Below are 21873 nucleotides of genomic sequence, written 5' to 3'. Positions count from 1 at the left end.
CCGGTGCTCGATGTGCGACACGCGTGATCGGGCAAATGTCGGAATCATCGACAATTCCGACGGAACATGGGGGCGAATCGCGGCGAACGGCCGCTACGAACCCGCAGGGAGTACTCATGCCCGTGACCGCCGACCTCGACAAGCTGCTCGACAAGGCCTACGAGAACAAGACGCTCAGCGAGGTCCTGGCCGCGCCGGTCGCCGGACTGGCCGGGATCACCGACGCGCACGCCGAGCACCTGGCGTCGCTGAAGATCACCACGATCGGCGACCTGGGCCGCAACAAGTACTTCCGCTGGGCCGCGTCGCTCGCCGACCTCCAGGACAGCGGCGCCAAGTAGCCGCCGGGCGCGGCCGCTCGGACCGGGGGTCAACCGGCCGGGTCGGTTTCCAGGGCCAGGAGCAGATCCACCCGGTCCCGGGCGGAGAACAGGTCACGGCCCGTCAGATCCCGTACCCGGCCCATGCGTTGGTGCAATGCGCTGACGTGTACGCCGAGCGTCCCGGCGCAGCGCTGCCAGGCGCCGTTGGCGGCCAGGAACGCGGCCAGGGTGTCGATCAGGTCGGTGCCGTGTTCGGCGTCGTACGCCCGCAGCCCGCCCAGTACCCGTTCCGCGAACGCGGCGCGTACGGGCGGGGGGACCGCGGTGAGCAGTGCCGGATATGCGTCGATCTCGGGGCCTTCGGCCACGGTGAGCCGGCCGGGGCGCGTCCAAGCGAGGTCCCGCGCGCCCCTGGCCTCGGCCAATGCCGTAGCCCACGTGGGTGACGTCCCGGCAATGCCGATCGCCAGGCGCTCGGCCCCGAGGAGCGGCTCCCACCACTCGGCCGCCCGCTCCAGCGCGCGAGCGACGCGCGTCGCGCCGCCGGGTCCGGTTCCGGCCGAGGCGAACACGACCACCTCGGCCTTGCCGACGGCCACCACCCACCGTGCCGTCGGCTCCTCGTCCAGTGCGTGCTCGATCAGGTCGACAACCAGGCGTGCGGTCGCCGCGTCGGCGCCGTGGCCCGCGGCGGAGCAGACGATCGGCGCCGCGTCGGGTGGGAGGCCGGCCGCGCCCAGGCGGGCCCGAACCGTGTCCGGGGCCGCATCCGACTCGACGAGGTCGACCAACTCCCACGCGTGGGCCCGCTCCACGGCTGCCCGCTCGGCGCGCCGCGCGTCGCCGAGTACGAACAGGTCGGCCACGCGCGCCAGCGCCTCGTCGGTCCGGCGATCCCCACCGCAGACCAGATACCCGACCAGGCCGGCCCCGCGCCCCACGGCGAACACCGTGTCCCCGCCCACCAGAAGCGGCAACCGGTCACCTCCCCGAGCCATGACCCGAGCCACCTTTCCGCAATTCGACCCGCCGGAACGGCCGCCTGACGGCCCATCACCGGGCACCGCCCCCTCCGACCGAGCAGCCGCACCCGGGCAACCCACCACGCGCACCCCCACCTCCGCGCCGGCCCCGCCCCACTCCGCCGCCCCCTCCCGTGTCGGGGTCGCGGTCGCCATGAGGCGGCCTGCCGGGGTGATCACGTGGCAGGGGCACGCCAGCTCGGTGGCCAGTTCGGTGAGTAGGGCCTGGGTGTCGGCGCCGTTGGTCAGGGCTGTGAGCAGGCGGGTGTGGCGGCTGGGGGAGTGCTCGGTGGTGGGGTCGGTCTCCCTGGCCATGCGGTGGGCGACCACCTCGGCGATGCGGACCGCCGGGATCGAGTGCGGTGCCAGGAGCAGCGGCAGGCCGGCCCGGCCACAGGCCTCGACCAGGGGATAGGGCACATCGTCGGGATCGGGCTCGGCCACCGGCGGCCGGGGCGAGAGCACCAGGGCCGCCGCGCCGTGCGTGGTGAGGGCGCGGACGAGGTGTGCCGACTCGGCGGGGGACGCGGGCACTTCGCCGGCCACCACGAGTTCGCCGCCGGCCAGATCCCGGCCCGGGCCGGTCGGATCGTACGCCGACACGCGTCGCACCTCGCGGCCGAGCCGCCCCGTACCCGCCAGCAGGGCCAGTCGCAGCTCGGGCATGCCCAACAAATCCTCGACCCGCACCGCCGTGCCCCCAAGCCCGTCGTCCATATCGTTCGAATGATCGTATGAACACGCGGCGCTCCGGATAGGGACGTTCCACCCTTCGGCCGGATCCGGCCGATGCCGACGGCTGCCTCGGCGGGGACGGCAGGCGGTTCTCGTACCGCTCGTGGCCGTGCCTCCGAGGTCATGCGGCGTGTCGTCGACGACTGCGCCCACTCCAGGCGATGGCCGAATTCCGCCCCCGCGACACGCCGGCCCCGCACCCGATCACACCGGCACGGCCAACCGATATCCCCGCTTCGTCACCGTCTTGACCAGCCCCTTGTGCGGCCCCAGGGCGCTCCGCAGCCGGGCCACCGCCGCCTCGACCGCGTGTTCGTCCGCGCTCGCGCCCTGCCAGACCCGGCGCAGCAGTTCGGCGCGGCTCAGCACCCATCCCGGCTTTTCCGCCAGCGCGCGCAACACCGCGGCCGGCACCGGGGACAGTGCGATCACCCCGCCCCGGACCAGCACCGCGTTGCCCTGCAGCACCAGCCGGTCCGTCCCGGTGTCCAGTTCGCGCCGCACCCGGGCCGGCAGCGTCTCGGTGACCGTGCGCACCATCGACCCCAGCCGTCCGCGCTCCGGCCACAACGCCGGCACGCCCTCCTCCCCGAGCGGCTTCGCGCAGATCGCGCCGATGCACACCGGCAACACGTCGGCGCGCAGCGCGGCCAGTACCTGTTCGCGCCGTCCCGCCTCGCCCGCCGCCGCCAAGAACGCGTCGATCGCCGGCGCGCTGGTGAACGTCATCGCGTGCACCTCGCCCCGGACCACCTGCTCGACCAGACGTCGCACGGCCGCCGGATCCTCCGGCGGCCCCCACCGATACACCGGCAGCTCGATCACCTCGGCACCGCGCTCGCGCAGCGCGGTCGCGAAGCCCTCCAGCGGCGCGCCGTGTTCCTGCACCGCGATCCGCCTCCCGCGCAGATCGCGCGCCAACAACCAGTGCAGCAGCTCGTCGTTGGCCTCCGAACCCGGCGAGTACATCTCGCGCAACCCGGACGCGCGCACCGCGCCGGTGGCCTTGGGCCCTCGGCTGATCACCGTCGCCGCCGCGCACACCCGCCGCACCTCGGCGGAACGCCCCCACCCCTCCGCGGCGTTCATCCACCCGCGCCAACCGACCCCGGTGGTGGCCACCACGTAGTCCAGCGGCTCGACCAGGCAGCGCTCGGTCGCCCGCCGCAGCTCCCGGTCCTCCCGCAGCGGCACGATGCTCATCGTCGGCGTGCCCACGACCTTCGCGCCCCGGCGCTCCAGGAGCGCGACGAGTTCGTCGCGCCGCCGGGCCGCCGTGACGCCGACCGTGAGCCCGACGAGGGGTTCGGCCGCACCTGTACGAGTAACCATGTCGTGAGATTGACGGACCGGTGTTACGGACGTATTGCCGGGCGATCACCCGGGCGTAAGGGCTCGTGCCCGAAAGGCACCCGATCGTGTCGGCCTTCTCACCGTCGCCGGCGCCCCGGGTGAGCCGGCCGTACCGCTCGCGCAACATCGGGGACCAGGACCCGTAACAGCGACTCGGGACGCTTCGGTGAGCAGCAGTCGCCCGCCCCGCCCCCGCCCCGAAGGAGTCCATCCGTGACCGACGCCCAACAGACGCACGTGGTCCTGGTCGGCCACGGCATGGTCGGTCAGCGCTTCCTCGAAGCGCTGACCGAGGCCGAGCCGCGACCGCCGGGCCTGCGCATCACGGTGTTGGCCGAGGAGCCCCGGCGCGCCTACGACCGGGTGCACCTGACCTCGTGGTTCTCCGGCACCACGGCCGAGGAGCTGTCCCTGTGCGACGACGCGTTCGCCGCCGAGCACGGGATCGACATCCGCCTCGGCGACCCGGTCGAGACGATCGACCGCGCCGCCCGCACCGTGACCACCCGGGCCGGCCACACCGTCGGCTACGACACGCTCGTCCTGGCCACCGGCTCCTACCCGTTCGTACCGCCGGTGCCCGGCCACGACACCCCCGGCTGCTTCGTCTACCGCACGATCGAGGACCTGGAGGCGATCAAGGCCGCCGCCGAGCGGGCCCGCGTCGGCGTGGTGGTCGGCGGCGGGCTGCTCGGCCTGGAGGCCGCCGGGGCACTGACCGCGATGGGCCTGGACACCCACGTGGTCGAGTTCGCGCCACGCCTGATGGCGTTGCAGATCGACGACGGCGGCGGCCGGGTGCTGCGCCGCAAGATCCAGGACCTGGGCGTGACGGTACACACCGACGCCGGTACCCGGGCGATCGTGGACCGCGCCGGCCGGGTCGCCGGCATGGTGCTGTCCGACGGCACCGAACTGGCCACCGACCTGGTGGTCTTCTCCGCCGGGGTACGCCCCCGCGACCGACTCGCCCGCGCGGCCGGCCTGGCGGTCGGCGAACGCGGCGGGATCGTGGTGGACGAGTACTGCCGCACCGACGACCCGCACGTGCTGGCCATCGGGGAATGCGCGCTGGCCGTCGACGGGCGGGTGTACGGCCTGGTCGCGCCCGGCTACGCGATGGCCGAGGTGGCCGCCCGGCAACTCGTCGCCGGCCCGCCCGACCCGGACCGCACGTTCACCGGCGCCGACCTGTCCACCAGCCTCAAACTGCTCGGCGTGGACGTGGCCGGCTTCGGCGACGCGCACGGGGTCGCCGAGGACTGCGTGGAGGTGCTGTACTCGGACCCGCTCGCCGGCGTCTACAAGAAGCTGGTGATCGGCGCCGACGGCCGGCTGCTCGGCGGCGTCCTGGTCGGCGACGCCGAAGCGTACGCCCAACTGCGCCCGCTCACCGGCAGCCCGCTGCCCGTCCCGCCCGAACAGCTGGTGCTGCCCGCCGCCGCCGGCCCGCGCGGGCAACTCGCGCTGCCCGACACGGCCGTGGTCTGCTCCTGCCACGGGGTCGCCAAGGGCACCATCCGGGCCGCGGTCACCGAGCACGACGTGGTCGACGTACCCGGCGTCAAACGCTGCACCAAGGCCGGTACCGGCTGCGGCGGTTGTGTGAAGCTGATCGGCAAGATCGTCACCGAGGAACTTGCCGCGGCGGGCATCGAGACCCGGCGCGGCCTGTGCGAGCACTTCGCCCGCTACACCCGGGCCGAGCTGTACGAGATCGTCCGGGTCAAGGGAATCGGCAGCTTCGCCCGGCTGATCGACGAACACGGCAGCGCCGAGGGGCCCGACGCGGACGGCTGCGAGGTCTGCAAGCCCGCCGTCGGCTCGATCCTGGCGAGCCTGTCCGGCGGGCACATCCTGGACGGTGAACAGGCCGCGCTCCAGGACACCAACGACCACTTCCTCGCCAACCTCCAGCGCAACGGCTCCTATTCGGTGGTGCCGCGCATCCCCGGCGGCGAGGTCACTCCCGAGGGGCTGATCACCATCGGTGAGATCGCCCGCGACTTCGGCCTCTACACCAAGATCACCGGCGGCCAGCGCATCGACATGTTCGGCGCCACCGTCGACCAGCTCCCGAGCATCTGGCAGCGCCTGGTGGCGGCCGGATTCGAGTCGGGCCACGCGTACGGCAAGGCGCTGCGCACGGTGAAGTCGTGTGTGGGGCAGACCTGGTGCCGCTACGGCGTGCAGGACTCCGTGGCGCTCGCGATCGAGTTGGAACTGCGCTACCGGGGCCTGCGCTCGCCGCACAAGCTCAAGTCGGCGGTGAGCGGCTGCACCCGGGAGTGCGCGGAGGCGCAGAGCAAGGACTTCGGGGTGATCGCCACCGCCGAGGGCTGGAACCTGTACGTCGGCGGCAACGGCGGCACCACCCCCCGCCACGCCGAACTGCTCGCGAGCGACCTCGACCACGACACGCTGATCCGCACCATCGACCGCTTCCTGATGCTCTACATCCGCACCGCCGACCGCCTGGAGCGCACCGCGACGTGGCTGACCCGGATCGAGGGCGGCCTCGACCACGTGCGCGCGGTGGTCATGGACGACGCGCTGGGGATCTGCGCCGACCTGGACGAGTTGATGGGCCGGCACGTGGAGACCTACGAGGACGAATGGGCCGCGACCCTGGCCGATCCCGAACGGGTGCGCCGCTTCGTGTCGTTCGCCAACGCGCCGGGCGTGCCGGACCCGACCGTGCGGTTCACCGCGGAGCGCGAGCAGATCAAGCCGGTGTTGTTCGAGAGGTTGGAGGTGCGTGGGCGATGAGCGGGCCCGGAAACGTGTGGTGCGCGGCCGAGCGGAAGCGGGTCGGATCCGTGGTGTTCGAGACAGGGGAGGTGTGCGCGTGACGAGTACGACCGGGACCGCCGTCGAGACGACGGTGGAGATCGCCACCGGGACGGGGTGGGTCACGATCTGCCCGTACGACCGGCTGACCCCAGGGCGGGGCGTGGCGGCGCTGATCGAGGGCGAGCAGGTCGCCGTCTTCCGCACGCGTGCGGGCGAGTTGTACGCGCTGGGCAACCGCGACCCGTTCAGCGGCGCCTACGTCATGTCGCGCGGCATCGTGGGGCGGCGCGGCGAGGTGCCGATCGTCACGTCGCCGATGTACCAGCAGGCGTTCGACCTGCGCACGGGCGAGTGCCTGGACGAGGCGACCACGCCGGACGGGACGCCTGCGGCGCTGCCGACCTGGCGGGTGCGGGCCCGCTCCTGAACCGCCGCCGGGCGAGGGCCGCAGCGTCGCGCCCTCGCCCGGCGGCCCGAGGTCACGACCCGTCGGCGGGCGCGATGTTGTGGTTGCCGGTGAACAGGTTGCCCGGGTCGTGCGCCGCCTTGAGGTCGCGCAGCCGTGCCCAGCTCCGCGGGTCGTACATCGACGTGACCCGGTCCGGGTCGCTGGGCACGCCGTCGCCGTAGACGAAGTTGAGGTTGCGCCCGACGGACAGCGGGTCGAGGACGGCGTGTACGTCGGCCAGCAGCGCGCGTGCGGCGTCCGGGCCCGGGCCCTCGACCATCGCCACCACGCGCACGAGGTAGCCCGCGTCCCGCCCGCCGACCGCGTTGGGTACCGCGGGCTGCCGGGACAGCGCGCCGCCGAGGTGGCGCACCTCGTGCACGACCATCATCGGCGCGTTGGGACCGGTCAGTGCGTACACCTTGCCCACCACGGCGGCGTCCAGGTCGCGGACCAGGGCGTTGTCGCCGAGGTAGGCGTGCGGGTGGGTCGGGTCGGCGTGGATCGTGTGCGAGTCGGCGTACGGCAGGTCGGCCAGGTTGTCCACCAGGCGCGGGCCGATCGCCCGCAGCGGGGCCACCAGGCGCTCCCCGTCGGCGGCGTCGCCGCTGTACACGATCTTGATCGCCGCGGTGTGCCGGCCCCGCAGCGGCGGCGGCACCTGCTCGATGTCGGGCAGGCCGATGAACAGGATCGAGGAGGTCATCTCCTCCGGGACGGTCTCGGTCCAGGCCAGATACGCCGCGGTCGCCGCCTCGACCAGGTCGGCGTCGAAGATCAGCGAGCCGCCGTACACCCGCGCCACGGGCACCAGGTCCACCTCGATCGAGGTGACGACGCCGAAGTTGTCCCGCCCGCCGCGCAGCGCCCAGAACAGGTCCGGGTCGCTCTCGGCGGTGACGTGGCGCAGCGTGGCGTCGGCGGTGACGACGTCGATGGCGCGGACGTGGTCGGCCGCGTAACCGTACTTCCGGGCGAGCAGGCTCAGGCCGCCGCCGAGGGTGTAGGCGACGACGCCGACGTGCGGCGCCGAGCCGTTGAGCGGGGCCAGCCCGTGCGGGGTGCTCGCGGCCACCACCGCCTCCCAGCGCGCGCCGGCCTGGGCCCGGGCGGTCCGGGCGGTCGGGTCGACGTGTACCTCGGCCATCCGGCGGGTGGAGATCAGCAGGCCCCCGGGTGCGGCGTCGGCGGGCGCGTGTCCGGTGGCTTGGACCGACACGCGCAGCGCGTGTGCGCGGGCGAACTCGACGGCGAGCCGCACGTCCTCGGCGGAGTCGGCGGCCACGATCAGGGCCGGTCGCTGTCGGAAGGCCGTCTGGAATCCGGTGCGTTCGGTGTCGTAGCCGGGATCCTCGGGGGTGAGCGCGGTTCCGGACAGGTGCGTGTTCAGGGCCTTGACCGCGACGCCGAACTCCGGGTCGTGCTCGGGGGCGGGGGAGGGGGCGTTGGTCGCGGTCACGGGGAACTCCTGATCTCGGGCGGCCGATGCGCGTCCCACTCTCTCCCGAAACCGGCCGAGTGACCGTCAAGTAGTCGGGTGAGTGTCAGGTAGGCGGGTGCGGGCGGTGGACGCCGGCCGATCCGCAAGGGTTGCTCGAAAGGATTCTCACAGCCCGGGATCGGGGTCTTGAGCGAGATGTAGCCTCGTTGAGGCGGTGGGCGCGCTGTGCGGAAACCTGGGGTTTCTACCGTCACGGGACGTCGGTTCTCATGCCCTTTCGGACAGGTAGGTTCCCGTGACGACAACGACGACGACGGCGGCGACAACGGCGACAACGGTGAGTGCGCCGGCCCGGGGCGATCGGCCGCTCGACGACTGGCGGCCCGAGGACGGGGAATTCTGGGATCGGGTGGGCGCTCGAATCGCCCGGCGCAACCTGGTGTTCTCGGTGCTGTCGGAGCATATCGGCTTTTCCGTATGGAGTTTGTGGTCGGTCATCGTGCTCTTCCTCGGGCCCGAGTACGGCTTCGACCCCGCGCAGAAGTTCACGCTGACCGCCGTACCCACGCTCGTCGGCGCGGCGATGCGGATTCCCTACACCTTCGCGGTCGCTCGCTTCGGCGGGCGGAACTGGACCGTGGTCAGCGCCCTGTTGTTGCTGGCGCCGACGACGTCGATCGCCATCGTGCTGGAGCCCGGTGTCTCCTATCACACGCTGCTCCTGGTCGCGGCGGTGGCCGGGGTCGGGGGCGGCAACTTCGCCTCGTCGATGGCCAATATCAACGCGTTCTATCCGCAGCGGTTGAAGGGGTGGGCGCTGGGCGTCAACGCCGGTGGCGGCAATCTCGGCGTGCCCGCCGTGCAACTGGTCGGCCTGGCCGTGCTGGCGACGGCCGGCGCCGAGCATCCTCGACTGCTGCTCGCGGTGTACATCCCGCTGATCGTGGTCGCCGCGGTGCTCTCCGCGCGGTACATGGACAACCTCCCGTCGTTGCGCAACGACAAGGGCGCGATGCGGGAGGTGACCCGGGATCCGCACACCTGGGTGATGTCGCTGCTGTATATCGGCACGTTCGGGTCGTTCATCGGATTCGGGTTCGCCTTCGGGCAGGTATTGCAGGTGCAGTTCCACGCCGAGTTCGCGACGCCGGTCAAGGCCGCCTATCTGACCTTTCTCGGACCGCTGCTCGGGTCGCTGGTGCGTCCGGTCGGCGGGTTGCTGGCCGACCGGTGGGGCGGGGCGCGGGTGACGTTCTGGAATTTCGTCGCGATGGCCGGCGCCGCGTTCGTGGTCTATCTCGCCTCGCGGCAGGAATCGCTCGGTCTGTTCCTGTTCGGATTCGTGCTGTTGTTCGTGTTCAGCGGTTTGGGCAACGGCTCGGCGTACAAGATGATCCCCGCGATATTCGCGGTCAGGCTCGGCCCGGGACCGGCCGCGCGGCGGGCTTCGGGGGCGCTGATGGGTATCGCGGGAGCGGTCGGCGCGTTGGGCGGGGTTCTGGTCAACATCGCGTTTCGCGAGTCGTTTCTCGATTCCGGCCGCGGGGACGCCGCCTATCTGGCGTTCCTGGGTTACTACGCGTTTTGCCTGGTGCTCACGTGGGCGGTGTATCTGCGGTCGGCGGCGCGTCGGTCGGCGCGGATCTGACCCGGATCCCGGGCGGCCGCGGGCGGCCGAACGCCGGGAACTCCCGGTGTCGGCCGCCTCGTCGGGCCGGCGCCGGCGGCTCAGGCCACCGTGCGCGGTGCCCTGGACACGGCGACGGGTCGCACGGTGGTCGGCAGGTCGCGGCAGCGGCCCACCGGGGACAGGATCAGGATCAGGCCGGAGGCCGAAATGGCCGCGGCCATCACCCACAGGGCCGGGCGGACCCCGAACGCCGAACCCAGCGCGCCGGCCAGGACCGCGCCGAGCGGGATGGTGCCGTAGTTGACGAACTGCATGCTCGCGGTGATCCGGCCGAGCAACTGCGGTGGGCAGTATCGCTGTTGGAAGCTCGACTTGATCACATTGCTCGCCACCACTCCCGCCGACATCGCGAACGAACCGCAGACGAACACCGACAGACCCGGACCGGCGGTGGTCAGGGGGATGAGCAGGACCAGGCTCGACACGCCGGGCTCGAAGAGGAGGAACGCGCGCGCGGTGCCGATCCGGGAGGACACCCGGCGGGAAACGAACGCACCCGCCACGCCGCCGACGGCGCCGCCCGCGATCAGTGCGCCGGCCAGGCCCTCGTCGACGCCGACCGTGCGGATCAGGAACACCAGTTGCAGCGACTGGAGGCCGACCAGGCCGAGGTTGGACGCCCCGCCGAAGAGGGCGAACGCCCGCAGCCAGGGGTCGTGCGCGACCAGCCGCAGGCCCTCGCCGATCTCGCCGATCAGCGAGCGCTCGGCGCGCTCCTCGGGCGCGGGCCGCGACTCGGGCTCGCGGTGGCGGATGCGGAACAGGCAGACGAACGAGGTCAAGAACGTGCCGGCGTTGACGAACATGCCGTTCACGGCGCCGGCGAGCTGTGCGATCAAGCCGCCCGCACCGACCCCGGCGATCTGCGCCGCGGACGCGCTGCCGTGCAGCTTGCTGTTGCCCTCGGCCTGGTCGGCGGGAAGCAGGATGCCGGGCAGGTAGGCGGTGTACGCGGTCTGGAAGAACACCGCGGACACCCCCGTCGCCAGCGTGACGGTCAGCAGCAGACCGATACTCAGCAGGCCCGCCCGGTGTGCCAGCGGTACCGCCAGGAACAGGGCACACGAGGTGGCGGCGGCGGCGAGCATGATCGGGCGGCGGGCCATCCGGTCCACCCAGACGCCGACCGGCAGACCGATCAGCAACCACGGCAGCCAGGCCGCCGCGCCGAGCAGGCCGATCTCGAACGTGCTCGCGTCCAGGGTCGAGATCGCGATCAGCGGCATCGCCACGCCGGTCACGGAGGCGCCGAACTTGCCGGTGGTCTCGCCGAACCACAGCAGGCGGAAGTCGCGGTGGCGGTGCAGCAGGCCGCTCATGAGGAGTCCTCGTCGGGTTCGGTGGGGTGATCCGGGGCGGTGGTCTCGGTCGGCTCCGCCGGCCTCGGTGTCCTCGGCGATCCGGCCGACTTCGCCGGGTCCGCCGCGTTCTTCGGGAGATGCGGGAACGAGTGGAACTGGAGCACGATCGTGGCGGCGCCCGGTTGTTCCGGACCGCGGGTGGCCTGGGAGATCAGGTCGACGACCCGGCGATTGAGCTCGGCCAGCTGCTCGGCGGTCAGCCGCGCACCGCTCCAGTCCGAGGCGGTGCGGGCGTTCACCCACTCCGGGCCCATCTCGTCGGCGTCGGTGAACGACTCCATCAGGCGCTCGCCCTGTTGGCGGAAGGACTCGCGCATGTAGACGTCGAGTGCGCCCCGGGTCTCCGGGTCCTCGCGGAAATCGCTGGTGCGCAGGTCGCTCGGGTCGACCTCGGCGCGCCACCAGCGCTCGCGGCGGGTGCCGCGGTCGGGCACGTCCTCGATGAAACCGTGCTCGGCGAGGTGGCGCAGGTGCCAGCTGACCGTCCCGGTGCTCTCGCCGACGCGGGCGGCCAGGAGGGTGCCCGTCGAGGGGCCGTCGAGGCGCAGCATCTCGAGTAGACGCATGCGTAGGGGGTGGGCGAGAGCGCGGAGGCTGCGGGCGTTGATCCGCCGGCGGGAGTGGGTCACATCCCCCACCGTATTACGCAGAGAGTTCTCTGCAAAGAGTTCTCTGCATTCTTTGCAGAGAAGTCTCTGCGAAATCTGTCCCGCCTGTTTCCCCGAGTGTCGCGCCTAACCTCCGGCCGCCGCCGCCGACGGGGACACCGGTTGCGCGGTGGCGGTCCGGAGCGGGCTCGGGCTCGGCTCGGGGTTGTGCCCGTCGTGGGTCAGGTGCAGGACGAGGGTCACCAGCAGGCCGATCACGATCACCGTCACCCCGACGAGGGCCTGCACGGTCTCGCGCTGCGGACGGCGTCGATTCTCGGACATAGCGCCACGTTAGGCATGTTCGCGGGAGTCCGACAGGCAAAGTGCCCGACTTCGCCGAAGGTGTCGCCGCCGGGGCCGGCCCCGAACTCCCCGGCTGCGGATTTCGGAGACGGGATAACGTGGCGCACGCGCTGCCCGGCGCATGGTGGAGGCCGGTACCGGGCAGTCGTCCCCTTCTGTGCACCACTCCAGGCCCGTGAGGAAAACCGTGGACAAGCCCGTCCTGCTGACCGTCGACGACGACCCGGCCGTTTCCCGTGCGGTCGCCCGCGACCTGCGGCGACAGTACGGCGACCGGCACCGGGTGGTCCGCGCCGAATCCGGCGCGCAGGCCCTGGAGGCGCTGGCCGAGCTGCACGAGCGCGGCGAGCAGGTCGCGGTGCTGATCGCCGACCAGCGCATGCCACAGATGGACGGCGTGGCCTTCCTGGAACAGGCCGCGCACCGGTACCCACGCGCGAAACGGGTGCTGCTCACCGCCTACGCGGACACCGGGGCCGCGATCCGGGCGATCAACGACGTGGACATCGACCACTACCTGCTCAAGCCGTGGGATCCACCGGAGGAACGGCTCTACCCCGTGCTCGACTCGCTGATCACCGCGTGGGAGACCGCGCCGGTGCCGGACGAGAGCTGGGCCACGGTGATCGGCGCGCGTTTTTCCGCGCCGTCGTTCGAGCTGCGCGACTTCCTCGCCAACAACGGCGTGCCGTATCGCTGGTACGACGTCGGTCAGGCCGAGGCGCGCCGGCTGCTGCGCGAGACCGGCACCACCGAGGCCGACGTGCCGGTGGTGATCGCCCCCGACTCGACCGTGCTGCGCGGCCCGTCCAAGGGCGAACTGGCCGAGTACGTCGGCCTGTCAGTGACCGCGTCCGACGACCTGTACGACGTGGTGATCGTCGGCGGCGGCCCGGCCGGCCTGGGGGCCGCGGTGTACGCGGCCAGCGAGGGGCTGCGCACACTGCTCGTGGAGCGGCAGGCCACCGGCGGGCAGGCCGGGCAGAGTTCGCGGATCGAGAACTACCTCGGCTTCCCCGACGGCATCTCCGGCTCGCAGTTCATCGGCCGCGCCCGCCGCCAGGCGCTCAAGTTCGGCGCGGAGATAGTCAGTACGCGCGACGTGACCGGCCTGCACGTGGACGGCGACGTACGCACCATCTCCTGCGACGGCGACATCGTCGCCCGGGGACACGCGGTCGTGCTCGCCACCGGTGTGTCCTACCGCACCCTGGACGCGCCGGGACTGGCCGAGCTGACCGACCGCGGTGTGTACTACGGCGCCGCGCTGACCACCGGGCCCGACACCCGCGACCAGGACGTGTACATCGTCGGCGCGGCCAACTCGGCCGGGCAGGCGGCGGTGTTCTTCTCCCGCTACGCCCGCCGGGTGATCATCCTGGTGCGCGGCGCGGGCCTGGAGGCGTCCATGTCGCACTACCTGATCGAGCAGTTGGAGCAGATCCCCAACGTCGAGGTCCGCGTCCGCACCGAGGTCTCCGGGGCGCACGGCACCGGGCGACTGCGCGAACTCACCCTGCGCGATCGGGACTCGGGCACGGAGGAGACGGTACCCGCGTCGTGGTTGTTCGTCTTCATCGGCGCCAGCCCGCGCACCGCGTGGCTGGACGGCAGCGGCGTGCGGCGCGACCGCGACGGCTACATCCTCACCGGCGGTGAACTGCTGGACGACTGCGACGGCGAACTCGACGGCTGGAGCCGCCCGCCGTTCGTCCAGGAGACGGCGGTGCCCGGGGTGTTCGCCGCGGGCGACTCGCGCGCGGCCTCGGTCAAGCGGGTCGCCTCGGCGGTCGGGGAGGGCGCGATGACGGTGATGCTCGTGCACCGCTATCTGGACACCCTGGACACCCGGAAGCCGGGCGACGATCCGGGCGGGCCGGGCGATGCGCGGACCCCGGCCGACACCCGCACCCCGGCGACGGAGGGATCGCGATGAGCGTGTGCGACGTGTTGCCGCCGGAGGAACTGCGCACCCTGTTCCTGTTCGAGAAGTTGCCCGACGAACACCTGAACTGGCTGTGCGCGCACGGCAAGGTCAAGGCGTTCCCGGCGAACACCACGCTCTACCACGAGGGCGATCCCGGCGAGTGCTTCTTCGTGCTGCTCACCGGCGAGGTCACGATGAACCGCACGGTGCGCGGCGGCGAGTTGGAGGTGCACCGCTCGTCGATGCGCGGCGCCTACGTCGGCGCGGCACTGGCCCTGGACGGCGAGGGCGCGACCCCGGCGGTGCACGCGTACGGCAACACCGCACGCACGCACGTCGATTCGACCTTCTTCGTGCTGCCGGCCGCCCAGTTGGCGCAGGCCTTCACCGAGTGGTTCCCGATGGCCGCACACCTGGTCGCGGGCATGTTCCTGGGCGGGCGCCGGACCGGTTCGGCGGTCGGGCAGCGCGAGCGCATGGTGGCGCTCGGCACGCTCACCGCCGGGCTCACCCACGAACTGGGCAACCCGGCCGCGGCGGCCGAGCGGGCCGCGGCGAACCTGCGCTCCCGGCTGGGGGAGTTGCGCCGGGCCCGGGCCGAACTGGCCCGCTGCGGCGCCGGTGCCGGCGCGTTGGAGGCGCTGGACCGGCTCCAGGCCGAGGTGTTGGCCCGGCGGGAGGTGGAGCCGCCCCGGTTGCGCCCGCTGGAGTTCGCCGACCGCACCGACGAAGTGGCCGAGATCTTCGAGGACTTGGACCTGCCGGACGCGTACGAGACGGCGCCCTCGTTCGTCAACGTCGGCCTGTACGAGGACTGGGCCCGGGACGCGGGCGCGGCCCTCGGCGCGGCGGCGCGCCCCGGATTGACCTGGCTCGCGGCCAACCTCGAGGGCGAGGCGCTGCTCGACGAGGTCGCCGACGCGCTGGGCCGGATCACCGATCTGCTCGCCGCCGCCGGGCAGTACACCCAGATGGACCGGGCCCCCTACCAGGAGACCGACCTGCGCAAGGGCCTGGACAGCACGGTGGCCATGCTGGCCGGCCCGCTGCGTGACATCCGGATCGAGCGCGAGTACGCCGAGGACCTGCCGAAGATCCAGGCCTATCCGGCCGAGTTGAACCAGGTGTGGACCAACCTGATCGACAACGCGGCCGACGCGATGGGCGGCAAGGGCACGCTGACCCTGCGCGCCCGCGCCGATGCCGCGTCGGTCCTGGTCGAGATCGAGGACAGCGGCCCCGGCATAGCGCCCGACATCCAGGACCGGATCTTCGAGCCGTTCTTCACCACCAAGGCCCTGGGCGAGGGCACCGGCCTGGGCCTCGACATCTCGTACCGCATCATCGTGCAGCGCCACGACGGCACGCTCACCGTGGACTCCGAACCGGGCCGCACCACCTTCCGGATCACCCTGCCGCGCTAGGGCGGGCCGGCTTCGTCACGTCGCCGGCTCGGAGTCCGAATCGGACCGGTAGGGACTCCGGGCCGCGCAGCGCGGTGCCGAGCAGGCCGCGTACCCGGGCGGGAGCGCTCAGTCGCAGCTCCGGCAGGCGTTCGAGCAGGACCTTCAGCGCGGCCCGGATCTCGGCGAGCGCCAACCACGTGCCCGGGCACACGTGCGGGCCGTCGCCGAAGGCGAGCGTCGCGCGCGCCCGGCGGCCGATGTCGAACACGTCGGGATCGGGATACCGGGCCGGGTCCCGATTCGCGGCGGTGATCGCGAAGATCAGCGGGGTCTCCGCCGGGATGTCGAGGCCGAGTCCCTGCCAGTCGGATACCGGAGCGGGGCACATCCTCGGCAGCAGGCCCACCGGAGGCTCCCAGCGCAGCGCCTCCTCGACCACCCACTCGAGTTCGGTATCCGGGTCCGCCAGCGCTTGGGACAACTGTTCGGAATGGGTGAGCAGGGCGAACAGGGCGTTGCCCAGGCCCAGATAGGTGGTGTCGGCGCCCGCGGGGAAGAGCAGCCGCAGGAAGGACAGGATCTCCTCGTCGGTGAGCCGACGCCCCTCCGCCTCGGTGTGCGCGAGGGAGGAGAGCAGGTCGTGGCCGGGATCCCGGCGACGACGTGCGACGATCGGCGTCACATACTCGGTGAACTCGCGGGACGCGCGCTCGGCCGCCTCCGGCGCCATCGGGAAGTGGAACAGGTCGACCGCCCAGCGCCGGAATCGATCCTCGTCGTCCATCGGCAGCCCGAGCAGCCGGGTGATCACCCGGACCGGGTAGACGTGGGTGAACTCGGCGACCAGGTCGGTCTCACCGCGCGCCGCGAAGCCGTCGACCAACTCGTGGGCGAGCGGTTCCAGGATCGCCTCGACCTGCTCGGTGACCACCCGACGCCGGAAGGCCGGCACCACGAGCTTGCGGTTGATCCGGTGCTCCGCGCCGCGCATGCACTGGATGGTGTGCCCGAGCACGGGTTCGGTGGTGGCGGCGTAGATCGCGGACGCGGGAAAGGCCTCCTCGTCCTTGAACGCGGCGGTCACCAGGTCGTGGGTCAGGAACAGCAGCGCCCTGGTCCCCAGGAACGGCACGACGGCGTACGGCTTGCGCGCCCGTGCGGCGGCGAGCACGTCGTGCAGGTCGGGGATGTCGTCGAAGGCGAAGTCGTGGCCTTCGATGTCGAAGGGCGCGCGGGGGTCGAACGGGTCGAGGGGCGCGGGGGTGTGCGGCCGTGCGGAGGCGTCGGGCGCGGCGGCCGCCGGCTCCGCCGTCTCGTCGGCCTCGATTCCTCGGGTCATACAGCCTCCTCGGCCGAAGCTCCGACGACGACACCCCATCGATGCGACCAGGTGACGAATATTCGTCGTCGAAGTGACGTATATTCGTTGACTCTAGGGATGCCGTCCGACCGGAGCAAGGGGTGCCCATGGTCGCGTCACCGCCCACCGAACGGGTCGTGGCCGTCGTCGAGTTGCTGGCCGCCGCGCCGCGCGGGTTGAGCGTGTCCGAGGTGGCGGCCCGGCTCGATCTGAACCGGTCCACCGCGACCGCGGTGCTCGCCGCGCTGGAGGCACCCGGCTGGGTGTTGCGCGGGCCGGATCGGCTGTACACGCTCGGCGCCGGGCTGCTGGCCGTCGCCGATGCGGTCCGGGCCCGGGTACGGCTGCCGGCCGCCGCGGCGGAGGTGTTGGCCGAACTCGCGGCGCGGGTCGGATGCGGGGTGGCCCTGTCGCTCGTCGGCGTCGATCAGCTGGTGTTCGTCGCGGTCGAGCCGGGACCGGGTCGGGTGCCGGCCGGGATCGGGGTGGGCACCCGATTGCCGCTGCGTCCGCCCGCCGGCGCCGCGGTGATGCCCTGGCGGCCGGCCGCCGAACGCGCCGCCTGGCTCGCCCACGCACCCGAGTCGGCCCCGGTGCTGGACACGATCCGCGCGCACGGCGTGGCCGCGTGGCGACCGCGCCGCGACTCGGCCGAGTTGTTGCCGGTACTGCGGGACGTGGTGGGCCTGTTGGACGAACACCCCGGACGGGCCGAGCTGCGCGCCCGGGTGCTCGACCAGCTCGCCGCGATCAGCGCGCACGCCTACACCGACGCCGAATTGACCTCGGATCGCACCCTGCCACTGAGCCATCTGGCCGCGCCGGTATGGGACTCGCGTGGTCGGCCCACCCACGAACTCCAGATCGGTCCGCTCAGGTCGGCCGTCGGCCCGAGCGAACGCCACGACTACATCACCGAGTTGCGCGCCGCCGCGCAGCGTCTGTCGGCCGCCGGCCCGACCCCGTCACGACCGGGTCCGGCGTCCGGGTCCGACTGAGCACGGGAAACTCGGCGTCGGCGCCGGACCGGGCGACCCGGCCGACCCCGACCGTGCGGTTCCCCGACCGGCCCACGCGCCCGCCTGCTCACAACCCCAGCACGGCCCGCAACGCCACGTCCACCCGCTCCATTTCCTCCGGGTCGACGTCGCCCAGATACCTCCCCTGCTCGAACCGGTGATGCCGCGACGTGTACAGGTCCGGAGCGAGCACCACACCCTCGACCGGGCTGGTGATCCGGACCGTGACCAGCGACTCGCGGCGGTCGCCGATGGTGTCCACCAGCGCGCACAACGCCGCGCCCGGATGCAGCGCGGCGACGGAGTCGTTCTGCACGATCATGAAGGTGCGTTCGCGGCCGACGGTGGGGATCGTCCACACCTGGCCCCGCCTCAGTGGCCGCACGGCTGCGCCCCCGCTCCTTTTCGGCGGCCGAATGTGCGCGCGACCGCACCCGCCGGCCGGCCGCACCGGGCCGCCGGCGTCGAACGGTCGCGGTCGGGGACGAAGCGGTTGCCGGTAGCCATGCCACCAGTCGTACCAGACGCGACGGCACCCGAATCGCCAACAGGGCGCGCGTTCGCCGCCGGCGCACGGATTCGATCGTGACCCGAGCGGCCCCACGCCCCACCGCGCCACCCCACCCCGGGTGGGCGGATCCCCCGCGAGAGCGAAGCGCCGCCGAACGCGCAACCGCGACACTGTCGGGGACGCCCACCCAGGAGTACGCCGTATGTCCGACCACCTCGCCGCGCGCGACGCCGACCGCTGCGCCGATCACCACGCCGCGCACGACGCGGACCGCCACGTCCGCGACCGCGCCCGGCACACCCGCGACCTGATGCGGCGGATCGATCCGCGACTCCTCGACGTCATGATCGCGCTGCTGGTGCAGTTCCTGGTGTCGCTGCCGTTCCTGATCTACCTGCGGTCGCCGTACCGGCTCGGGTTCCTCCTGCTCAGCGGGACCGCGATCCCGCTGATCTGGCGGCGTCGGCAGCCGTTCGCGGTCGCGTGTGTGGTCGCGCTCTTCGCGGTACCGGCCTCGCTGCACCATCGGCCCGGCCAGTCCTTCCAGTTCGGCATGACGATCGCCATCTACACGGTCTTCTCGCTCGGTCGGCGCTGGGAGCGGATCGCCGTCGCGGTGCTGGCCCTGCCGATCACGCTGATGGTGGAGTTCGCCAAGGACCAGCCGCCGCAACAGGCGACCCTGGACATCCTGACGCTGACCGCCGCGGCCGCCTTCGGACTGGCCACCCGGCACCGCACCGCCTACATCGCCGAGATCGAGGAGCGCACCCGGCGGCTGGAGCACGAGCGCGACCTGGAGATCCGCCGCGCCGACGCCGAGGTGGCCCGGGCCGCCGCCCGCGAACGGGCCCGGATCGCCCGCGACATGCACGACATCCTGGCGCACGCGGTGAGCCTGATGACCGTACAGGCGGAGGCCGGGCCGGTGGTGGTGCGCAGCGATCCGGCCCGCGCGGAGGCGGCCTTCGACGCGATCGCCGACGCCGGGCGCGACGCGATGGTGCAACTCCGGCGCATCCTGGGCACGCTCAAGGACGACGCGGAGGCCGGGGCCCGGGCGCCGCAGCCCACCGTGGCCAATATCGCCGACCTGGTCGCCGAGGTCGGGCGGACGGATCTGAAGGTGGTGTACGAGAGCGTCGGCGAGCGCCGACCGCTGCGCTCCGACGCGGAAATCGCCGCGTACCGTGTGGTCCAGGAGGCGCTGACCAACGCGGTCAGGCACGCGCAGGCCACGACGGTGACCGTACGACTCGAATGGGGCGAGGACACGATGGGGATCACCATCACCGACGACGGGCGGGGCGGTCGGCCGCGTCCGGGCGGGGGCCACGGGTTGATCGGCATCCGGGAGCGGGCCAGCGCGTGCGGGGGCAGTGTGGTGGTCGGACCGCGGGTGACCGGGCCCGGATTCGAGGTCGCGCTGCGCATCCCGCTCGACGCGACGCGGGTGGTCCGATGACGATCAAGGTGGTGGTCGCCGACGATCAGGGCCTGGTACGCAGCGGCTTCGCGATGATCCTGGACGCGCAGGCGGACATCTCGGTGGTGGCCGAGGCCGGCGACGGAGTGGCGGCGATCGAGGCGGTGCGCGCGCACCGGCCCGACGTACTGCTCCTGGACATCCGGATGCCGAGGATGGACGGCATCGAGGCGGCCCGGGTGGTGTCCGCCGAGGCGCCGGCGTGTCGGATCGTCATGCTGACCACGTTCGACGTCGACGAGTACGTCTACGACGCGCTCTACGCGGGCGCGGCCGGGTTCCTGCTCAAGGACGTACGACGCGACGACCTGGTGCACGCGGTGCGCATGGTGGCGAGCGGCGAGGCGCTGCTCGCGCCGTCGGTGACCCGGCGACTGATCGCCGATTACACGCGTCGACTACCACGTACGGAGCAGCCCGCCCAACCCTCCGAGCGATTGGCCGTGTTGACCACGCGCGAGCGGGAGACGATGCGCTGTCTGGCGCTCGGGATGTCCAACGCCGAGATCGCCGAGGCCCTGGTGGTCAGCGAACATACGGTGAAGACGCACGTCAGCAGCATCCTGGGCAAGCTCGGCCTGCGCGACCGGGTGCATGCGGTGATCTGCGCCTACGAGACCGGGCTGGCCGTGCCGGGCGCCGCCTGAACCTCGCGCCTCGCTCGTTCGAGGGAGTGGCGAGCAAGATCTCCGTCCTACAGGGGGAGTATGCGGTGGTGCGGAAACGGTTCGTACAGCCGATGCGGCGAAGTACCCCGAAGGCGAATCCTGGTGTGGCCCGAGGGGACTGACCCGTCGGGGGCTTCGAACGGGGGCGCCATGAGCGACGTTATGCAGCACACGACCGCCGAACTGTATCTGCGGTTGAGCGACTGCACGATGCGCGTGGGCAGGGGCTCGCGGGGCCGCCCGGCGCTGGAGGTGTACGCGGGCTACCGCCTGATCGACGTGGCCGTGGCCGGTTCCACCCTGGCGCCGACCCTGCTGCGCGGCGCGCTGCGCTCGGCCCGTCGCGAGCCGGCCTGGGCCCTGGCGTGGGGCGTGCTGCCCGACGACGGTGTGCCGCCGCGGGTCGAGTTCCGCCGGGGCCGCTTCGTGCTCCAGGCGCCCGCGACGATCTTCGCCGACCGCTTCTGGGTGGCCACGGTCCCCGGCACCTACCGCTGCCTGGCCGTGCGCACCACCGACGACGCCCCCGTGGAGGGCGGCCGCCTCACCCGGATGCGCCTCCCGCGCCTGTAGCGCGGGGGCGGTGCGCGCCGCCGGCGTGCCGTGCGTCCGCTCAGTCGAGGCGGGTGACGTTCTGGAGCAGGCCCCAGGTGAAGTCGACGCGGTGCTCGATGCCGTTCTCGGTGACCACGCTCGCCCAGCGACCGGGGGCGGAGCCCTCGGTGTGGCGCAGGGTCGGGAAGGCCGCGGCGACGTCGGCGACCACGAAGTGCCAGGGGCGCAGGTCCGCCACCGTCTCGGCGGGCGGGGTCGTGGTCGGATCGGCGCGGACCAGCCACTCCTGCCAGACCCGTCCGTCGGGGCCGGTCAGGACCTCGAAACGCAGCTCCGGCCACAGCGGCAACGTCCACCACCGCGCCTCGGCGGTGAGATCCCCGATCGCGCGTTGGGTGCGCCCGTGCGGTTCGCCCAGTGCGGCCCGATAGGCGCGCCCGGGGCCGCCGATCGCCCGGCTGCGCACCATGCGCTGCCATTGCGCGTTCACCTCGCGCATCCGGGTCCGGGTGAACTCCAACTCGCGGATGGCGTCGGCGACCAGATCGGGCTGGTAATCGCCCATGCGCCGCAACAACACCAGACAGAACTGATCGGGTCCCACGATGCAGATCTCCGTACTCGTTCGTTACCGCTTGCGATCCATCCCTATCCACAAAGCGCACGCCCGCGCAGGCATTCCCGGCAGGTCGATCGTTCGTGGGGTCGTGGGACGCGGCCCGGGCGCTCCCTCGCAAGGTGTATGACCGAGGTGCTGTGATCTGACGGTCCGTCAGCGCTATCGTTTCCCCGACGTCATCGGGCGGCCACCGGACAGCCGGC

19 protein-coding genes are annotated in these 21873 nt (G+C 72.4%); 10 read left to right on the top strand and 9 right to left on the bottom strand.

Annotated elements, in window-relative coordinates; genetic code table 11:
• Positions 1-116 precede the first annotated feature (116 nt).
• Positions 117-341: a hypothetical protein gene (locus B4N89_RS01975; RefSeq protein ID WP_078974137.1), complete on the top strand. Its 225-nt coding sequence runs from the start codon at positions 117-119 to the stop codon at positions 339-341.
• A 29-nt stretch (positions 342-370) separates the two neighbouring features.
• Here the strand turns inward: B4N89_RS01975 and B4N89_RS01970 are convergent, their stop codons facing one another.
• Both B4N89_RS01970 and B4N89_RS01965 read right to left on the bottom strand, forming a co-directional pair.
• Positions 371-2011, bottom strand: coding sequence for a helix-turn-helix domain-containing protein (locus B4N89_RS01970; RefSeq protein ID WP_161500589.1), 1641 nt, complete (start codon positions 2009-2011; stop codon positions 371-373).
• 273 nt (positions 2012-2284) lie between these two features.
• Positions 2285-3412, bottom strand: coding sequence for a uroporphyrinogen-III synthase (locus tag B4N89_RS01965; RefSeq protein WP_078974135.1), 1128 nt, complete (start codon positions 3410-3412; stop codon positions 2285-2287).
• A 279-nt stretch (positions 3413-3691) separates the two neighbouring features.
• On the opposite strand from B4N89_RS01965, the gene nirB reads away from it, so the two are divergent.
• Together nirB and nirD are read left to right on the top strand one after the other, a co-directional pair.
• Entirely contained in the window at positions 3692-6202 is a 2511-nt protein-coding gene (gene nirB, locus B4N89_RS01960) for a nitrite reductase large subunit NirB (protein ID WP_101897229.1), read from the top strand.
• 79 nt (positions 6203-6281) lie between these two features.
• A complete protein-coding gene (nirD, locus tag B4N89_RS01955) occupies positions 6282-6653 on the top strand; it encodes a nitrite reductase small subunit NirD (protein WP_078979052.1) in 372 nt (123 codons plus the stop codon).
• Positions 6654-6705: 52 nt separating this feature from the next.
• On the opposite strand, the gene B4N89_RS01950 is transcribed toward nirD, so the two are convergent.
• Positions 6706-8133, bottom strand: a complete 1428-nt coding sequence (locus tag B4N89_RS01950) for an FAD-binding oxidoreductase (RefSeq protein ID WP_235618432.1) — start codon at positions 8131-8133, stop codon at positions 6706-6708.
• Positions 8134-8452: 319 nt separating this feature from the next.
• Between B4N89_RS01950 and B4N89_RS01945 the strand changes: the two genes are divergently transcribed.
• Positions 8453-9763 (top strand): nitrate/nitrite transporter, encoded by a 1311-nt coding sequence (locus B4N89_RS01945; protein ID WP_078974133.1) that lies wholly within the window; start codon positions 8453-8455, stop codon positions 9761-9763.
• 80 nt (positions 9764-9843) lie between these two features.
• On the opposite strand, the gene B4N89_RS01940 is transcribed toward B4N89_RS01945, so the two are convergent.
• The 3 genes from B4N89_RS01940 to B4N89_RS01930 all read right to left on the bottom strand — a co-directional run bounded on the left by B4N89_RS01940 (position 9844) and on the right by B4N89_RS01930 (position 12098).
• Positions 9844-11124 carry an MFS transporter gene (locus tag B4N89_RS01940; RefSeq protein ID WP_078974132.1) on the bottom strand — a complete coding sequence of 427 codons (1281 nt, stop codon included), beginning with the start codon at positions 11122-11124 and terminating at the stop codon, positions 9844-9846.
• Positions 11121-11795: an ArsR/SmtB family transcription factor gene (locus B4N89_RS01935; RefSeq protein WP_235618431.1), complete on the bottom strand. Its 675-nt coding sequence runs from the start codon at positions 11793-11795 to the stop codon at positions 11121-11123. The genes B4N89_RS01940 and B4N89_RS01935 overlap by 4 nt, the downstream gene beginning before the upstream one ends.
• A gap of 105 nt (positions 11796-11900) precedes the next feature.
• Positions 11901-12098 carry a hypothetical protein gene (locus B4N89_RS01930; RefSeq protein WP_078974131.1) on the bottom strand — a complete coding sequence of 66 codons (198 nt, stop codon included), beginning with the start codon at positions 12096-12098 and terminating at the stop codon, positions 11901-11903.
• A 208-nt stretch (positions 12099-12306) separates the two neighbouring features.
• Here B4N89_RS01930 and B4N89_RS01925 point away from each other — a divergent pair, with 208 nt between their 5' ends.
• On the top strand, positions 12307-14055 hold the full coding sequence (locus B4N89_RS01925) for an FAD-dependent oxidoreductase (protein WP_414646350.1): 1749 nt from the start codon (positions 12307-12309) through the stop codon (positions 14053-14055).
• Entirely contained in the window at positions 14052-15470 is a 1419-nt protein-coding gene (locus B4N89_RS01920) for an ATP-binding protein (RefSeq protein WP_078974130.1), read from the top strand. Before B4N89_RS01925 ends, B4N89_RS01920 begins: the two co-directional genes overlap by 4 nt.
• On the opposite strand, the gene B4N89_RS01915 is transcribed toward B4N89_RS01920, so the two are convergent.
• On the bottom strand, positions 15454-16791 hold the full coding sequence (locus B4N89_RS01915; RefSeq protein WP_078974129.1) for a cytochrome P450: 1338 nt from the start codon (positions 16789-16791) through the stop codon (positions 15454-15456). The two genes, B4N89_RS01920 and B4N89_RS01915, sit on opposite strands and share 17 nt — an antisense overlap.
• A gap of 128 nt (positions 16792-16919) precedes the next feature.
• Here B4N89_RS01915 and B4N89_RS01910 point away from each other — a divergent pair, with 128 nt between their 5' ends.
• Positions 16920-17810, top strand: a complete 891-nt coding sequence (locus B4N89_RS01910) for a helix-turn-helix domain-containing protein (protein ID WP_078974128.1) — start codon at positions 16920-16922, stop codon at positions 17808-17810.
• Positions 17811-17898: 88 nt separating this feature from the next.
• Here the strand turns inward: B4N89_RS01910 and B4N89_RS49550 are convergent, their stop codons facing one another.
• On the bottom strand, positions 17899-18216 hold the full coding sequence (locus B4N89_RS49550) for a type II toxin-antitoxin system PemK/MazF family toxin (protein WP_078974127.1): 318 nt from the start codon (positions 18214-18216) through the stop codon (positions 17899-17901).
• Positions 18217-18544: 328 nt separating this feature from the next.
• Between B4N89_RS49550 and B4N89_RS01900 the strand changes: the two genes are divergently transcribed.
• From B4N89_RS01900 to B4N89_RS01890, 3 genes are all read left to right on the top strand, one after another.
• Positions 18545-19807: a sensor histidine kinase gene (locus B4N89_RS01900; RefSeq protein ID WP_235618430.1), complete on the top strand. Its 1263-nt coding sequence runs from the start codon at positions 18545-18547 to the stop codon at positions 19805-19807.
• Complete coding sequence (locus B4N89_RS01895; protein ID WP_078974126.1) at positions 19804-20475, top strand: response regulator; 672 nt, start codon at positions 19804-19806, stop codon at positions 20473-20475. Before B4N89_RS01900 ends, B4N89_RS01895 begins: the two co-directional genes overlap by 4 nt.
• A 171-nt stretch (positions 20476-20646) precedes the next feature.
• The gene (locus B4N89_RS01890; protein ID WP_143657801.1) at positions 20647-21069 is read left to right on the top strand and encodes a hypothetical protein; all 423 of its coding nucleotides are present in this window, start codon (positions 20647-20649) and stop codon (positions 21067-21069) included.
• Positions 21070-21109: 40 nt separating this feature from the next.
• Here B4N89_RS01890 and B4N89_RS01885 read toward each other — a convergent pair whose 3' ends face one another.
• Positions 21110-21655: a hypothetical protein gene (locus B4N89_RS01885; protein ID WP_321170672.1), complete on the bottom strand. Its 546-nt coding sequence runs from the start codon at positions 21653-21655 to the stop codon at positions 21110-21112.
• Positions 21656-21873: the final 218 nt, after the last annotated feature.

The organism is Embleya scabrispora (assembly GCF_002024165.1).
In the GTDB taxonomy this organism is placed as follows: Bacteria; Actinomycetota; Actinomycetes; order Streptomycetales; family Streptomycetaceae; genus Embleya; species Embleya scabrispora_A.
Note: the sequence above shows the minus strand (reverse complement) of the source record. Positions and strands in the feature narration are given on the sequence as shown.

What these genes read in the sequence shown, in the direction of transcription:
- B4N89_RS01920 (WP_078974130.1), top strand. Translation starts at nt 14,052, where the DNA reads ATGAGCGTGTGCGACGTGTTGCCGCCGGAGGAACTGCGCACCCTGTTC.
- B4N89_RS01900 (WP_235618430.1), top strand. Translation starts at nt 18,545, where the DNA reads ATGTCCGACCACCTCGCCGCGCGCGACGCCGACCGCTGCGCCGATCAC.
- B4N89_RS01970 (WP_161500589.1), bottom strand. Translation starts at nt 2,011, where the DNA reads ATGCCCGAGCTGCGACTGGCCCTGCTGGCGGGTACGGGGCGGCTCGGC.
- B4N89_RS01930 (WP_078974131.1), bottom strand. Translation starts at nt 12,098, where the DNA reads ATGTCCGAGAATCGACGCCGTCCGCAGCGCGAGACCGTGCAGGCCCTC.
- B4N89_RS01895 (WP_078974126.1), top strand. Translation starts at nt 19,804, where the DNA reads ATGACGATCAAGGTGGTGGTCGCCGACGATCAGGGCCTGGTACGCAGC.
- B4N89_RS01910 (WP_078974128.1), top strand. Translation starts at nt 16,920, where the DNA reads ATGGTCGCGTCACCGCCCACCGAACGGGTCGTGGCCGTCGTCGAGTTG.
- B4N89_RS01965 (WP_078974135.1), bottom strand. Translation starts at nt 3,412, where the DNA reads ATGGTTACTCGTACAGGTGCGGCCGAACCCCTCGTCGGGCTCACGGTC.
- B4N89_RS01975 (WP_078974137.1), top strand. Translation starts at nt 117, where the DNA reads ATGCCCGTGACCGCCGACCTCGACAAGCTGCTCGACAAGGCCTACGAG.
- B4N89_RS01940 (WP_078974132.1), bottom strand. Translation starts at nt 11,124, where the DNA reads ATGAGCGGCCTGCTGCACCGCCACCGCGACTTCCGCCTGCTGTGGTTC.
- nirB (WP_101897229.1), top strand. Translation starts at nt 3,692, where the DNA reads ATGGTCGGTCAGCGCTTCCTCGAAGCGCTGACCGAGGCCGAGCCGCGA.
- B4N89_RS01915 (WP_078974129.1), bottom strand. Translation starts at nt 16,791, where the DNA reads ATGACCCGAGGAATCGAGGCCGACGAGACGGCGGAGCCGGCGGCCGCC.
- B4N89_RS01890 (WP_143657801.1), top strand. Translation starts at nt 20,647, where the DNA reads ATGAGCGACGTTATGCAGCACACGACCGCCGAACTGTATCTGCGGTTG.